This window comes from Kosmotoga pacifica (assembly GCF_001027025.1).
In the GTDB taxonomy this organism is placed as follows: domain Bacteria; phylum Thermotogota; class Thermotogae; order Petrotogales; family Kosmotogaceae; genus Kosmotoga_B; species Kosmotoga_B pacifica.
The window spans coordinates 914056-929926 of sequence record NZ_CP011232.1 but is presented as its reverse complement, the minus strand read 5'-3'; the positions used below and the strand labels follow the sequence as shown (position 1 = coordinate 929926).

Sequence of the window (15871 nt, the reverse complement as noted above, 5' to 3'; positions counted from 1 at the left end):
GGTCTGGGTTTGTAACCCAGGCCTCTTTTTTTGTTTAAGTGTTTAATGTATAATTTTCTTGTCTCTTGTTGCACAAATTATATTTCTCTTGAAGGGGTGATACATAAGTGACTGCCTACATCATTCGCAGGCTGCTCTTACTGCCACTCATCTTAATTGGTGTTACCCTGATCATCTTTTCCATGATCTGGACTCTCGGTCCGGAAAGGTTGCTGGCGTCTTACGTTAAAAGCCCAGAAGCTTTGAAGACGCCTGATGCTGCCGAAAGGCTGATAAAAAAATATGGTTTGGATCAGCCGATGCCCGTAATGTATGGCAAATGGCTACTCAACGTCTTAAAAGGTGATCTCGGGTATTCATTGGTGGGAAAGGCTCCTGTAGCAAAGGCGATTGCAGAACGATTTCCTTACACGCTTGAATTGGCTCTTTACGCTTTCATTCCGGTTGTTTTTGTCGCCATATGGCTAGGGATTACTTCAGCAGTACATCAAAACAAATTCATTGACCAATTTATAAGGGTCTTTGCCCTAATAGGCTGGTCTCTCCCAGATTTCGTCTTTGGACTGTTATTATTGTGGATCTTTTATGCTGTACTTGGGTGGTTCCCGCCAGGTATGTTTAGTACTAAGTTCGAGCTCGTTTTGAGAAGCCCTGAGTGGCATACAATTACTCATCTACCCACAATTGATGCATTGCTCAATGGCAGGTTTGATGTATTTGTAGATGCTTTGAAACATCTCGTACTCCCTGTCATGACAATATCCTACCTCTGGTGGGCCTATTTGCTTAGAATCACAAGATCCAGCATGCTTGAAGTTCTGAGGAAAGATTACATCAGGACGGCGCGTGCGAAAGGTGTTCCCGAAAAAGTCGTCATCAACAAACACGCTAAAAGAAATGCCCTCATACCTGTTGTGACAGTCGCTGGTGGTACCGTGATCGGGCTGCTTTCAGGTACTGTGATCGTGGAAGCAGTTTTCTCGAGAACAGGCATGGGTAGATTCCTCGCCACAGCGGCCACACAGCTGGATTACTGGTCCATCATCGGTGGAGCCCTGTTCTATTCCTTCATACTCGTTCTGGGAAACCTCATAGTCGACGTGAGCTATGCCATAATCGATCCCAGAATCAGACTCCACTGAGGAGGTTGTTGTCATGGCTAAAAGAAAAAGTGATTTTAGAAAAATGATGAAGAAATTTTGGACAAATCAGACGGCCGTATTAGGTGCGGTGTTGTTGATAATCTTTGTCATAATTGCTATATTCGCACCCCAGATCGTTAACAAGTTCGCACCAAAAGCGGCGGCCAGAGCCTATGTAGACAACCCTTACCAGATGCCTAGAGTTGCCTGGACTTCCAACCCATTGCCTCCCAGCAAAGATGATCCTTTTGGGGTTATAGGTGGAAGGGATATCTTCTACGGTGTCATCTACGGCACAAGAACGGCGTTCAAATTGGGGTTGACCGTCGCTGGGCTTTCAGCAATTATTGGAATCATTATCGGTTCCATAGCGGCATACTTTGGTGGCTGGATTGACGAGATTCTCATGAGAATCGTTGATATCTTCATGTCGATCCCCTTCTTGGTCGCTGCCATGGTACTCACGACCATTCTCGGAAAAGGGCTGGACAAGGTGATGATCGCCCTTGTAGTCTTTGGGTGGATGACAACTGCAAGGCTCATCAGAGGAAACATATTGCAGGCTAGAGAAGAACAATACGTCCTTGCTGCGAAAGCACTGGGTCAGAAGGACTGGTTGATCATCATAAAGCATATACTTCCAAACACCATTTTCCCCGTGGTTATACAGATGTCCATGCGAATGGGTTCATACGTTATAACTGCTGCCGGTCTTAGTTTTCTGGGAGTCGGTGCAGAACCCGGTTATGCGGACTGGGGAACTATTCTGAGTTATTCCAGAAACTGGATGACCATGCTTGATAAAGCTTGGTTCGCCATTGTTTTCCCCGGTGTCGCGATGGTACTGTTTGTCCTTGCCTGGAACTTAGTCGGCGATGCCCTGAGAGACATCTTTGACCCGAGAATGCGCAGTTAAGGGGGTTTTGAAGTGGAGAAAAAACCATTGCTTGAAGTTAAAGGACTGAAAACATACTTCTATACTGAGGACGGTATCGTTAAAGCCGTTGATGGTGTGAGCTTTGAAGTGTATTCAGGAGAAACATTGGGAATTGTCGGCGAATCCGGTTGCGGTAAAAGCGTCACTTCCCTTTCTATCATGCGCCTTTTAGATGAGAAAGGTGAAATTGCAGGAGGGGAAATTATCTTTGATGGCAAAGATATCCTCTCTCTCTCTGAAGAAGAGATGCGGAAGATGCGTGGAAACGAGATGGCTATGATCTTCCAGGAACCCATGACAGCGCTCAATCCTGTCTACACTGTGGGCGATCAGATAATGGAAGCCATTCTATTGCACCAAGACGTTGACAGAGATACTGCAAGGAAAATGGCCATCGATATGCTTAAAAAAGTCGGGATTCCCGAACCTGAAAAGAGGGTTGATGAATATCCCCATGAACTCTCCGGTGGCATGAGACAGAGAGCCATGATTGCGATGTCCCTTTCATGCAACCCAAAACTACTCTTTGCCGACGAACCAACTACAGCCTTGGATGTGACAATTCAGGCTCAGATATTGGAGCTCATGCTGGAACTTCAGAAGGAGTACGGAATGGCTATCGTTATGATAACCCACGACCTCGGTGTTATAGCTGAAATGGCCGAGAGGGTCGTTGTTATGTATGCCGGAAAAGTCGTGGAGTACGCTGACGTGAGAACACTTTTCAAAGATCCAAAACACCCATATACCTGGGGTCTTATGAATGCCATACCGCGACTCGACGAAGATAAGGAAAAGCTCTACAATATTCCCGGTGTGGTTCCAGATCCCCTTGATTTCCCGAAGGGTTGCCGGTTTAACACCAGATGTCCTATTGCCACTGATAAGTGCCGGACTGAAGAGCCACCTCTGGAAGAAATCGAGCCCGGTCACAAAGCAGCTTGTTGGCATATCGATAGACTTGAAGAGACAGTCAAGGTTTCCAGGGCAGGTGAAGGCGCATGAGTCAGTCTGAAAGCAGAAAACCCATACTGAGAGTCGATAACCTTGTAAAGTATTTTCCTGTGAAAGCCGGTGTGTTCAGACGTGTGGTGGCTCACGTGAAGGCCGTTGATAACATCTCTTTTGAGGTATATGAAAGAGAAACGCTGGGGTTGGTGGGTGAATCCGGTTGTGGTAAAACGACAGCCGGTATGACCGTCCTGAGGCTACACGAACCAACCTCAGGTAGAATAATCATGAACGATGAAGACACGACACACCTTTTCATGCCGTATTTAAATGCCAGAAAATATCTTATTCGAACGTACGTCGAACCTTTTGAAGATCTCAAAAGAAAAGCCGGCTCAGCTGTTTCCGCAATGAAAAGTATAGAGGACGAATTCGATAGAAAGATGGCAGAGCTTTACTTTGAAAAGCACAATGGCTCTGCAAGTTCCTTTATCAGAGAACTTATGTCTAACAGAGAAGCAAAAAGGAAGGAATTCAGGAGACAAGCGCAGATAATTTTTCAGGATCCTTACTCCTCTCTAAACCCCAGAATGAGGATCAAGAACATTATCGCAGAGGGTGCTCTCATCCACAAAGTCGCGAACAGAAGCGAAGTCATGGCAAAAGTTGCCGATATTCTGAAAAAAGTCGGCCTTTCAGAAGACCACATGAGCAGATTCCCGCATGAATTCAGCGGCGGTCAGAGACAGAGAATCGGTATCGCGCGTGCACTTATCCTGAACCCAAAGCTGATAGTGGCTGACGAAGCAGTTTCTGCGCTGGATGTTTCAATTCAGGCACAGATTCTAAACCTACTGAATGATCTCCAGGTGGAGTTCGGGCTGACTTACCTGTTCATTGCCCATGATCTGGCTGTTGTTCGTCATGTGAGCAGACGTGTCGCGGTTATGTATCTGGGTAAGATGGTTGAAATAGCTTCAAAAATAGAGTTATTTGAGAATCCACTTCATCCATACACAGTCGCTTTGATGTCAGCTATACCGATACCAGATCCTGAGAAGAAGAGTAAAAGGATAATTCTTCAGGGTGATGTTCCAAGTCCCATTAATCCACCGAAGGGATGCAGATTCCACCCCCGTTGTCCCATTGCAAAGGATATTTGCTCTAAGGAAGAACCACCTTTACAAGACCTTGGGAATGGGCACAAAGTCGCCTGCTTCTTCCCGGGTGAAATGAAGAGATAATTATTGGCTGTTAAAGGCTCCCGCCGTTACTGTTGACGATGACGTCGATGCCGGTGGGAGCTTTTTTTAACAATTCAAATAGGTTGTGTAATTCGTCTTTGCTGAAGAGTTTGAGGTATATTTTCATCCTGTACTTTCCAAAGAGCTTCTTGACAGCAGGGACAACAGGTTCCAGAATCTCCCCATCCTTTATTTTCTCTGAGAGATCGCCATATAGTTTTAAAGCAATATCGCGACATTGCTTTTCTTTTTCTGACTCCACCACAACCTCTATGAAGATGCTGAAAGGCGGGTATTTGAGAAGTTTCCTGACTTCAATCTCCGTCCTGTAAAACTCCTCGTAATTGTTCTTGAGAGCGGTTTTTATCACCCTGTGGTCTGGTTCATAGGTCTGAATTATGGCTCTTCCACGCACTCCTCTGCCTGACCTTCCCGAAATTTGTGAAATCAGCTGGAAAGCATTTTCCACAGAATCATAATTTGGCAGGTTGATTATCCTGTCGGTATCCACTACAACCACAAGTCCGATGGTCGGAAAATCAAGACCTTTTGATATCATCTTCGTGCCAACTATAATATCAACCTCTTTGCTTTCGATCTTTCTGAGAGCTTTCTCGTACAAATCAGGGTTCGATACCGTCTCACGGTCCATTCTCATGATGGAGAGTTCAGGAAATCTTTTTTGCAGTTCATGCTCAACTCTTTCCGTTCCGAATCCTCTGGCCGCAAGGGTTCCCGATCCACAGCTTTCACACTTCGAAGGCGGGGAGATTACATAACCACAATAATGGCACTTCATCACTGCATCGTGCTTATGATAGGTGAGAGAAACATCACAGTTTGGGCATTTAAGTATGTTCCCACAACTGACGCATACCACATAATTCGAAAATCCCTTACGGTGAACGAACACAAAGGTCTGATGTCCCGCTTTGATAGTCTTTTCGATCTCTCTGAATGTCTCTTCCGGTATTATATAATCTCTTGTATTTCGAAGATCAAAAACTTCTATTTCAGGTAATTCGCCAACGGGTCTATTAGTAAGAGTGTGAAGTTTGAACTCTCCTGCCTTCGCTCTGTGATAACGGTCGACCCGCGGGGTCGCTGAACCAAGTATCACGGGAATATTAAAGAGCTGCCCTTTTTTGATGGCGACTTCCACCGCATCGTAGTGAGGTGGCGTTTGTTGATAAAAACTGCTATCGTGTTCTTCATCCACAATAATCAATCCGAGATTCTGCACTGGTATCCACAACGCGCTTCTCGTGCCAACAAGTATGTCAATTTCCCCATTCACAGCGTCCAGCCAGATTCTCTGGCGTTTTACTGGACTCATATAGCTGTGGTACACTCTGACTTCTCTACCAGGAAATGTTCCCCTTATACGGGCCATCAACTGGGGAGTGAGGGACACTTCAGGAACCATATATATAACTGACTTTCCCCCGTTCAACACTCGTTCCATGACTTTAAAATATACTTCTGTTTTTCCGCTACCGGTAAGACCAAATATGTAGTGAATCCCATTTAAGTGTTCAAGAAGTTTATTTTTTACCTTCTCCTGTTCCCCGGTAAGTCTCTCTATCGCTCTTATAGTCCATTTATCCCATTCCGTTTCCACGACTTCTTTCAGAATGAGGATTCCTTTTCTCACGAGGGTGTCTATTGAGGAGCGGCTTTTCAGCGAAAGGCTCTTCATGAGTTCCTGTGGGGTTATCTCTTCAATTGTAAGGAGGTAATCGACAATCTGCTTCTGGTTATCTGTAAGGTTCAACTTTTCCAGTACTTTGAGACTGAGGGGCAGTTTGAGAACTTTTTTCTTCTTTCGCACAGGTACTCTCTTCTCGTAGCTGTGCAATACTTTCAATTTTCTCTGCGCTTTCAACTTCTGTAATTGGCTGCGGTCAAATATTTTTAGTGCCTCATCAATTTTTATTGGCCCGGAAAAGGGTAATTCGGGGTCAAGGGGAATAACGTAACTTCTGCTTCTTAAGAGCCTTCCTGGCGGAAAGAAAAGATCAAAGACCTTACCGACAGGAGCGAGATAATTTTCCACCGTCCAGGCTGCCAGCTCGATGTCTTTCTCTGAAAGATAAATTTGCTCTTCAAGAGGTTTCAATATACTTTTGGTTTTGAATTCGGGTTTTATTCCTATACCAGTGATATAACCTACCACATTTCTACCGGCAAAATTCACCATAACTCGCTGACCCACAGCGAGTTCTTCTTCGCAATGATACGTGAAAACCGAACGTAAAGGAGAACCGGAAATGGCTACATCGTAATAATGAATTCTATCAGCTCCTTTTGTATATCACCCGTTTCCTATATTCGAGGTTACAAGACCCTCGTTCATAGAAAAGGCTGTGCACCGCTGCCTCTTTTAAATCTCTACTGAACTGCTGTAAGAAGATTTCCAGTGTTACCCCCTCATATGAAGCGATTCTGCTGAGATTCTTTCCGTGTGAAGGGACAGTTATAAGAGGTAATTCGAGTTTCCTTTTTATCGAAGAAAGGTACTCTCTACCCTTTTCATTGAAACCGAGAACTCTAATATACTGCGGTCCGTATTTCCAGGAATTTTTAACTACATCATCTGTGAGTTTGAAAAGGAGATTCATAACTAACCTCTTTATCCTCGTGAAAGTGAACCTTTTTGTTTTTACACATTCAAAAAAATCATTTATATTCCCTGTTGCTTCCGAACAATCTGCAAAACGTCTATCCAGACCTTCTACAAAACCGTAATAGCGCTTGAAATCGTCTCTGTCCATGGTCCGTAAGATTCCCATAAGCAACTTATCCATGCTTTCAAGGGTCACGGGACCTTTATCCCTTATTTCCTTCAGGACAACTTCATAACTGAAAGGCGGTAGCACCTCGCTGAGCCTCTCTTTAGAGCCCTTCAGAATCATGCCCCTTACAGCGGTGGCGCTTGAAAAACTACCTTTAAATTGTGGGTCATTGTAATTAGCTCCCAATCGTTTTATAGTATGGGGAACTATTTTACTCTTGAGTTTTTCGATTGCCACAAGATATTCGAGTCCGAGGATGTTATTGGAACTACCCGCTTCTTCAACATCGAGATCCTCTCCGGGTAGGTTCATAGTAAGATAATCCCTGAGTGCATATTTTCTAGCATTTGGAAAAGAAATACCACTTTTTAAATGAGTTTTCAACCTATCGATGTACTCCCTGGGTTCCTTTACGATCACATCAGCCAGCGTCTTGAGCAATCTGAGGTTGTTCGTTTCACTACCAAAAACAATATCACTGACCTTCAGGAGGTTCAGTGTCCATACAGAGCCTAAAGCGAACCCACCTGCATCCTGTATGGAATATACAAGAGGTAGTTGAATGACAAGATCTATGCCGGCTTCAAGTGCTATCTCTGTTCTCGCATACTTATCTATTATCGCCGGCTCTCCCCGCTGTACAAAATTCCCGCTCATTACAGCAATGGTTACATCGGGTTCAATTAACTCCTTGGCTTTCTGGAGGTGGTATAGATGCCCATTGTGAAAAGGGTTGTATTCCACTATGAGGCCGAGTACTTTCATTCAATCACCATTATTCTTTATCGAGAGGTTTATTGAACTTATCGACCTTTACGATCTTGGGGCCATCATATTCACCTTCCGCGTACATTCCATAAGAGATAATAATAATGAGATCACCAATTTCTGCCAATCTTGCGGCGGCTCCATTCAGCCCTATAACACCGCTGCCTTTCTCTCCCTTTATGACATATGTTTCGAAACGGAGCCCATTGTTTATGTTCACGACCTGTACCAGCTCGTTTTCATATAGATCGGCGAGCTCCATTAATTCCTCATCTATGGTAATACTGCCCTCGTAATTTAAATCCTTTTGAGTAACAACGGCGCGGTGTATTTTCGATTTTTGCATTATTCTGAACATTTAATCACCTCCGTACAATGATAGTCCTGCTTGGTTTTACAAAAGAAACAGAATGTAAAATTTTGTGTTTACTGAGTGCAAGGTATATTCCAAAAGTGTCTATACTATTTTACCCCATGAACGCTCGTGGTAACATTGAACTGGGAGGTATTTTTATGTCGAAAGTGTTCAAAAGCGTTTCTGAACTGATGTGGTGGATAAGAAAAGTGACAAACCTGTATCTCAGAGAAGAAATCCAGGTAATCGGTGAAATACGTTCTGCAAGGATAAATAAAAGAGGTGTACTGGACATCGAACTTGTGGAAAGCTCTAAAGGCAGGAAAGGCAACTACACTTACCAGATAAATTGTCAGTTTGAGGATCCACATACACTTAAAGACACCCTCAAAATAAACAACTTTCGAGAACTGGAAGGCGAAGAGTATTTGATCAGCGGGTACCTGAGTTTTCGCGTAACACAAAACAGGTACGTAATAGAGGCCATCGATATAGAACCGTACGGAAAAGGGAGTATAGAAAAGCATCGCGCCGCCATATTGGAACTTTTAAAGCAGGAAGGGCTATATCCAGTAAGAAAAATTGCATCTTTAAGCGAACTTCAAGAGCCTATATTGCGGATAGCTCTCATAGGATCTCCCAATACCAGGGGATTGACTGATTTTGTCGTTAATGTAATGAATTCGAAAATACTGCCGGACTTAAACTACTTTCCAGTTGCGGTAGAGGGGGCCACAGCAGCCCAAAAAATCGTTAGAGCTATTGAAGAAGCCAACGAAACCACCAGTCAGGTAATAGTCATAGTAAGAGGAGGTGGTGCACAGGGAAGCCTTCTTTACCTCGAAAATGAAGAGCTAGCAAGAAGTATATGCAAATCATCGATCCCTGTGATGGTCGCAGTGGGGCACACAGAAGACGTCACGCTCCTAGATTATGTGGCGCACCTCTCAGTTGAAACTCCTACTGCTGCAGGAAGAGAAATAGCTGAGGTCAACAACGGGTACTTAGAGCAGTGTAGCCAGCTTGAAAAGAACACAGCCAGTGCATTTATCCGACTCATGAACACCTACCACAACAAAATGCTTCAAAAGACAAAGCTCATCTCCGCCTACGGCGTGGATCGATATATTTCTCGATATAACAGAGAAATGACTGTTGAGTATGCAAAACTGGATAAGGCCCTTAAAGACTTCAGAAGCTATAAATCTATGGTATTAAGGCTCAAACAGGACAAAATCGCTTCTTTCGTTAACAGAAAAGTCGACAGGTTTCATTTGATACTCAAGTATCATGCTGAAAGGATGGCGAGAAACAAAAACCAGGTCGAAAGAAAATTTAAAGTTTTCAGTGAAGTCTTATCGTCTGTGGCTTTCGAAATGGCATCCTTAATTAGTAAAGACGCAGTACGAGTTTCAAAGGGGGAATCCTATCTTATTGCTACAACCAATAGACTAATGAAATCAGCAGAACAAAAAACAAGAGAATACATTGCCAAAGTGCGCTCTATCAACCCCATACACTCTATGGTAAAGGGCGGGGCTATCGTTACCAATGAACTTGGAAAGGCGGTGACCACCATTGAGCAAGTCAATGTAGGCGACGAATTGAAACTCAGGCTCGCCGATGGTGTTATCCTGTCGGAAGTGAAAGAAAAGATTCCAAACAAAAAGAGAATCCCGGAGGGGGTGAAATAAATGGAACTTCCAGAAATTCAAACACTGAAGGACCTGAAAGACTTTCTCGAAAGCTTGACAGAGGAAGAGATGCGTGAACTAAGATTCTCCCAGGCTATGGAGTTGGTTGAAACTATTTCGAACTATTTTGACGAGCAGGGCGATGAGATAGACATAGAGGACGCTATCGAGCTCTACGAAAAGGGCATGGACCTTCTCATGTTCTGCCGTGAAAAACTTGCCGTTGTTCAGAGCAAGAAAGAGGAAATCGACAAAAAATATAGGGAATTGCTAGGAGAAAATGGATAATTATCTCTCGTCTATAATATGCTTTTAAAGATAGAATCAAAAATTAGAAGTTACTAAATGTTTCTTAGTCATCCAAGAAATATAAGTTTAAATGGTTTTGTTTGGTTCAATTGTTTTTGTTTGAGAACAATCTTTCGAAGTAAGCAGAGATTGGAAGAAATAAAAAGCCCCAAAAAAGGGGCTTGTTTTTTTGTGAAGGTATTTACAATACTCCATACAACGGACCGGCGGTAGCAGTTTCTATTCTTATACGGAGCTTTTTCCCAATGAGTTCTTTCGATCCATCAAAAATCACGATCTTGTTGTTTATCGTCCTGCCATAAAGCTTGCCATCCTTCATCAGGTCTTCCACTATGATTTCCACATTTTTTCCCACATATGCGTTGTTTATCACGCGGTTTATTCTCTTCTGGAGTTCCAACAGTTCGTTCAGGCGTCGCACTTTTTCCTCGTGTGGCACATCGTCTTTGAAGTATTTTGCTGAGACCGTTCCTTCGCGCGGAGAATACATAGCGAGATTGACCCTTTCGAACTTGACTTCTTCAATCAATGATTTCGTTTCGAGATAATCTTCTTCCGTTTCACCTGGAAAGCCAACGATTACGTCCGTACTGATAGAAGCATCTGGCAATTTTGCCCTTATTCTTCCGATGAGATCAAGATATTGTTCGCGGGTATAGCCACGATTCATCGCTTTGAGGATCTTGTTACTCCCCGATTGTATTGGTAAATGAATTGATTTCGATACTCTATCAGAGGAAGCGATGACTTCGATCAATTCATCGCTGAAATCGTTGGGATATGAGGTCAGGAACCAGATTCTTTCTATGCCCTGGATTTTTAAGGTTTCTCTGATAAGCCCTGCAAGGCTTGTTCCATCGTTTCTGTCTTTACCATAAGAATCAACATTCTGCCCGAGGTACGTGATTTCCTTGTATCCTTCGCTGGCTAAGGCTTTGACCTCACTTAAAATGTCGTTTATAGGCCTGCTCTTCTCTCTGCCGCGGGTGTATGGAACTATACAGTATGTACAGAATTTGTTGCAGCCATAGATGATTGTTACCCAGGCATGGTGCCTGCTGGTACGATTCTTTGGCGTTGACCAGTCAAGCTCATTCAGATAATCTGACATATCGAGGAATTTGTGTCCTTTAGCTGCCCTTTCAACAAATTCAGCGATTTTAACAATGCTTCGTGTCCCGAAAACAAAATCGACTTCCTCTCTTTGAAGTAGAGTCTTTCCCTCTTTTTCGGCAACACATCCAGCCACACCGATGATGAGGTTCTTCTTCCGTCTCTTGAGGGCCTTAAGTCTACCGAGCTTGCCATACAGTTTCTTCTCGGCTTTCTCCCTCACGGCGCAGGTGTTGACAATGACAGCATCCGCTTCTTCTTCGTCTTCAACGATCTCGTGTCCAGCTCTTATGAGGATTCCTGCCATTATTTCTGTGTCATTGACGTTCATCTGGCACCCGAAAGTTCTGAAAGCTATTTTCATCCAATCCCTTCCTTTATTGCATCTTGTAAAAAAGCGACGGCGGAAGCCGTCGCCCTGTTTTTATTTTTAAATCTTAAAGTTCTTCTTCATCATCAGAACTGGAATTCTTTTCAGCAGGAGCTTCTTCAACTGGGGCTTCCTCAACGGACTCTGTTCCCTGTGGGGTCTCTTGTGGAACTTCCCCCTGGGCACCCGGTTCAGGTATTTCTTCTGAGGTTTCCATGCCTTCTCTGCCTTCGAGAATGGCGTTGGCTATAGTCTGGGTAATAAGTTTTATTGCCCTGATTGCATCGTCATTTCCGGGAATCAGATAGTCGAGAACATCAGGATCAGCGTTAGTATCGGCAATACCGATAACGGTTATACCAAGCTTATTGGCTTCTTTGATAGCAATCTCCTCTTTTTTGGGATCGACAACATAGATAACATCAGGCAGTTTGCTCATTTCCTTAACACCATTAAGGTTCTTTCTGAGCTTTTCGAGTTTCTTTCTTATGACACTCTGCTCTTTCTTTGGAAGTTTATCGAGTTCTCCAGTGAACTCCATTTCTTCGTACTGTTTCAGAACTTCAATTCTCTTTTTAATGGTTACAAAGTTAGTGAGCAGACCACCAAGCCAGCGATTGTTAACATAATACGCACCACATCTCTTCGCTTCTTCCTCAACAATCTGCTGTGCCTGCCTTTTTGTGCCAACAAAAAGGAATTCAGCACCCTCAGAGGCTCTTGATCTGACGTAGTCATAAACTTCCTCGACCATCTTCAGGGTTTTCTGAAGGTCGATGATGTAGATACCTTTTCTTTCCCCATAGATGTAGGGCTTCATCTTTGGGTTCCATCTTCTCGTCCTATGGCCGAAATGGACTCCGGCCTCAAGTAACTGCTTCATGCTTACTACTGCCACAAAATACACCTCCACTTTTGGTTTTTCCTCCGGGAACCGTCGGTCGACCCTTTGGGGCACCGTGACCAACTTGCAAACTCCCGTGTGTTGTGAGGGCTATCTCTTTAGGATATCCTCAAGTGAATAACGTTTGGCGTTCAACCAGAGGTCTTCAAGGGAATAGAACTCTCTTCCCTTCTCACTGAACAGATGCACGATGAAATGACCTCCATCAACGACCATCCAATCATATCCTCTACCTCTATCGTAATAAATTACAGAAAGATTATTTTTTTCTAAGAACTCGAGTACAGCATCCCTTAAAGCCTCCATATGAGGCTCGGAATTGGCAGTGGCTATAACGAAGTAACTTGTAAGGTTAGATACTTCGGCTATATCCAGAATAACGATGTCCTTCGCATCTTTCGTATCGAGAACTTCTGCTATTCCCTTTACAGAACTGTCCAAATTCACACCTCCCACTTCACTCTACTGTTACACTCTTCGCAAGGTTCCTGGGTTTATCCGGGTCATTTCCTCTAAGTACCGCGATGTGATACGCAAAAAGCTGCAAATAAGGTGACATCACGAGAGGGTATAGAGGGTCTGAAACCCGTGGGACTTCGATTCTGCTGTTAACGATTCTACCCGTTTCCTGATCACCTTCAGTACAAATCGCTACAACTTTCGCGTCTCTCGCTCTTGTCTCCATAATGTTGGAAAGAACTTTGGCTTTCAGCGCATCATCCGGAACTATAGCAAAAACCGGGAATTCCCTATCGAGAAGGGCTATAGGACCGTGTTTTAGCTCGCCGGCTTGATAGGCACTGGCATGTATGTAACTGATCTCCTTGAGTTTGAGTGCACCTTCTAGAGCTGTCGGATAACCATAGCCCCTTCCTATGTACATGAAATGTCTGTACTGATAGTATTCTTTGGCAAGTTGAAGAATGGACTCGTTCATTGTCGATAATGTGCCCTCAAAAATTGTCGGCATCCCTTCAAGTTCATTTATTATCTGTCGTATTTCATCTTTCTCATTCCTGAGGTGGCTGATGTAAGCACCGATGATGAATAAAACAGCGAGCTGAGATACATAAGTCTTTGTTGCGGCAACACCAATTTCAGGCCCAGCGTTTAGATAGACGACGACATCACTCTCTCTTGCAAGAGTTGAGCCCACCACGTTTGTAACCGCGATAACGGTCCCGCCTTTAACCTTTACTCTTCTGACACCTTCTAGCGTGTCTGCTGTTTCACCAGACTGCGACACGGCGATTACGATAGTGTTCTCATCTATATGTATGTTCCTGTATCGGAACTCCGAAGCGACATCAATTTCTACAGTAAGACCAGCATAGTCTTCAAGGAACCTTTTCAGCACCAGTCCGGCATGGAAACTCGTTCCACAGGCAACTATATGCACGTTTCTCGCCCGTTTGATAGCTGGAACCACATTCTCCATCTCGGGGAGATTGGCTCTACCGTTTTTTATCCTCCCAGCAAGGGCGTTTCTGAGAACTTCAGGTTCTTCAAAGATTTCCTTCAGCATGAAATGGGGAAAACCACCTTTTTCGGCAGCCTTTTCGTTCCAATCTATATGTATGATGGGTCTACTGGCTTTACTGCCATCAATCCTCGAGATCTCCAAATTACCGGGAATGAGTGTTACCACGTCCCCATCCTCAATGAAATAAACATCTCTGAGATATTTCAACAATGGGGTAACGTCGGAAGCAAGAAATCCACCAGTTTCCGTTACACCTACCACGAGTGGACTCCCTTTTCTCGCCGCGACGATCATATCAGGATTGTCAGCGTGTACGACAGCGATGGCATATGCGCCTTCCAGATCAATGAGGGTATGTCGTATTGCTGCTGGTAAATCTCCCTCATAATGTTCTTCAATGAGGTGAGCTATAACTTCCGTGTCGGTCTCGGAATGGAATTCGTGGCCGTTCCTGAGAAGTTTTTCCCTGAGCTCGAGATGGTTTTCAATTATACCGTTATGAACAACGGCAATCTTGCCAGTGCAATCTGTGTGAGGGTGCGCATTTGCATCTGATGGCGCGCCATGAGTTGCCCAGCGCGTGTGAGCAATCCCAGCTGTTATTTCCACACTTATTATATCTTTAAGTTGCGCTTTAAGTGCCCCGATTTTCCCCACAGCTTTGCGAACATTTACCCTCTGCTCGTCGGGAAAAGCTATACCTGCTGAATCATATCCTCTGTACTCGAGTTTTTCCAGCCCTTCAACCAAATTCCCTATCCTGACCCCTTTTCCAACCATTCCCACAATACCGCACATAATTAATCTCCCCCAAACTCAGACTGAAGCTTTTTTACAAGACCACCCTTCACACCTTCATATGCTACTTTGATAGCGTTCTTTATCGCAAGAGCGTTTGAATTGCCATGAGCTTTCGTAACAACACCCTTCACACCGAGTACAAATGCTCCTCCATACTCACTTGGATCGAGGGTTTTCTTGAGCCTTTTGAAGGCATTTCTTAACAAGAGCCCACCGAGCAAACCACTGAATCCAGATGCTTTTATCTGAGCTTTCAGAACATCGCCGATAAACTTTGCTGCGCCTTCAATGGCTTTCATGGCGACATTTCCTTTGAACCCGTCGGTAACGACGACATCCACATTTCCGTAGAGTATATCGCGTCCCTCCACATTTCCGTAGAAATCGCCGCCAAGGGCCTCTTTTAGCAATTCGAACGCTGCTCTCGTATCCTTGTTCCCCTTTTCTTCTTCTTCCCCTACGTTCAAAAGTCCTACTTTAGGAGATTCTTTGCCCAGTATCCTGGCATAGTGGTAGCCCATTTTTCCGAAATCTCTCAGGTGCTCGGGACGCACCTCAATGTTGGCCCCACAGTCAAGCAGAACGGTGAACCCTCGTTTACTGGGTATTGGTGTCGCGATAGCGCCACGTTCAATGCCCTTTATCCTGCCAACGACAAAAAGTGCAACGGCCAGTACTGCGCCCGTGTTTCCCGCCGATACCATGGCGTCAACCTTTCCTTCTTTCACGAGCTGTGCTGTGCGATACAACGAAGTATCCTTCCTTCTGAGGACGTTGGAGGGTTTCTCAGCCATACCAAAGACTTCAGGTGCGTCAACGATATGGAGTTTTTCATGATGAAACCCCCGCTCACCAAGCATTTCTCTGATCGTCTCTTCTTTCCCAACTAGAAAAAGCTCTACGTCAAACTTTCCCTCTTTCAAAATTGAAATGGCGCCATCGATGTTGACATCCGGCGCCTGATCTCCTCCAAAAACATCAAGGGCAATTTTAATCCCTGACATT

14 protein-coding genes are annotated in these 15871 nt (G+C 44.3%); 6 read left to right on the top strand and 8 right to left on the bottom strand.

What is annotated here, in order from left to right; genetic code table 11:
• Nucleotides 1–107: 107 nt before the first annotated feature.
• The 4 genes from IX53_RS04325 to IX53_RS04310 are packed head-to-tail and all read left to right on the top strand — an operon-like array spanning nt 108 to nt 4274.
• Entirely contained in the window at nt 108–1142 is a 1035-nt protein-coding gene (locus IX53_RS04325; protein ID WP_047754299.1) for an ABC transporter permease, read from the top strand.
• A gap of 13 nt (nt 1143–1155) precedes the next feature.
• Entirely contained in the window at nt 1156–2058 is a 903-nt protein-coding gene (locus IX53_RS04320) for an ABC transporter permease (protein WP_047754298.1), read from the top strand.
• Nucleotides 2059–2070: 12 nt separating this feature from the next.
• On the top strand, nt 2071–3084 hold the full coding sequence (locus IX53_RS04315; RefSeq protein ID WP_047754297.1) for an ABC transporter ATP-binding protein: 1014 nt from the start codon (nt 2071–2073) through the stop codon (nt 3082–3084).
• Nucleotides 3081–4274 (top strand): oligopeptide/dipeptide ABC transporter ATP-binding protein, encoded by a 1194-nt coding sequence (locus IX53_RS04310; RefSeq protein ID WP_047754296.1) that lies wholly within the window; start codon nt 3081–3083, stop codon nt 4272–4274. The genes IX53_RS04315 and IX53_RS04310 overlap by 4 nt, the downstream gene beginning before the upstream one ends.
• Nucleotides 4275–4284: 10 nt before the next feature.
• Here the strand turns inward: IX53_RS04310 and priA are convergent, their stop codons facing one another.
• Genes priA through panD form a run of 3 tightly spaced genes read right to left on the bottom strand, consistent with a single transcriptional unit; the run spans nt 4285 to nt 8195 of the window.
• Nucleotides 4285–6546: a replication restart helicase PriA gene (gene priA, locus IX53_RS04305; protein WP_245612780.1), complete on the bottom strand. Its 2262-nt coding sequence runs from the start codon at nt 6544–6546 to the stop codon at nt 4285–4287.
• A 25-nt stretch (nt 6547–6571) separates the two neighbouring features.
• Nucleotides 6572–7834, bottom strand: coding sequence for a nucleotidyltransferase (locus IX53_RS04300; RefSeq protein WP_053001179.1), 1263 nt, complete (start codon nt 7832–7834; stop codon nt 6572–6574).
• 10 nt (nt 7835–7844) lie between these two features.
• Entirely contained in the window at nt 7845–8195 is a 351-nt protein-coding gene (gene panD, locus IX53_RS04295; RefSeq protein ID WP_047754294.1) for an aspartate 1-decarboxylase, read from the bottom strand.
• A 155-nt stretch (nt 8196–8350) separates the two neighbouring features.
• Between panD and xseA the strand changes: the two genes are divergently transcribed.
• Both xseA and IX53_RS04285 read left to right on the top strand, forming a co-directional pair.
• Complete coding sequence (xseA, locus tag IX53_RS04290; protein ID WP_047754293.1) at nt 8351–9886, top strand: exodeoxyribonuclease VII large subunit; 1536 nt, start codon at nt 8351–8353, stop codon at nt 9884–9886.
• Nucleotides 9887–10174, top strand: coding sequence for an exodeoxyribonuclease VII small subunit (locus IX53_RS04285; RefSeq protein WP_053001178.1), 288 nt, complete (start codon nt 9887–9889; stop codon nt 10172–10174).
• Nucleotides 10175–10376: 202 nt separating this feature from the next.
• On the opposite strand, the gene miaB is transcribed toward IX53_RS04285, so the two are convergent.
• The 5 genes from miaB to plsX all read right to left on the bottom strand — a co-directional run bounded on the left by miaB (nt 10377) and on the right by plsX (nt 15870).
• The gene (gene miaB, locus IX53_RS04280) at nt 10377–11672 is read right to left on the bottom strand and encodes a tRNA (N6-isopentenyl adenosine(37)-C2)-methylthiotransferase MiaB (RefSeq protein WP_047754292.1); all 1296 of its coding nucleotides are present in this window, start codon (nt 11670–11672) and stop codon (nt 10377–10379) included.
• A gap of 73 nt (nt 11673–11745) precedes the next feature.
• Entirely contained in the window at nt 11746–12576 is an 831-nt protein-coding gene (gene rpsB / locus IX53_RS04275) for a 30S ribosomal protein S2 (RefSeq protein WP_047754291.1), read from the bottom strand.
• 96 nt (nt 12577–12672) lie between these two features.
• On the bottom strand, nt 12673–13029 hold the full coding sequence (gene rsfS, locus IX53_RS04270; protein WP_420811577.1) for a ribosome silencing factor: 357 nt from the start codon (nt 13027–13029) through the stop codon (nt 12673–12675).
• 10 nt (nt 13030–13039) lie between these two features.
• Nucleotides 13040–14863 (bottom strand): glutamine--fructose-6-phosphate transaminase (isomerizing), encoded by a 1824-nt coding sequence (gene glmS, locus IX53_RS04265; RefSeq protein WP_047754289.1) that lies wholly within the window; start codon nt 14861–14863, stop codon nt 13040–13042.
• Between the two features lie 2 nt (nt 14864–14865).
• The gene (gene plsX / locus IX53_RS04260; RefSeq protein ID WP_047754288.1) at nt 14866–15870 is read right to left on the bottom strand and encodes a phosphate acyltransferase PlsX; all 1005 of its coding nucleotides are present in this window, start codon (nt 15868–15870) and stop codon (nt 14866–14868) included.
• Between the last annotated feature and the right edge of the window lies 1 nt (nt 15871).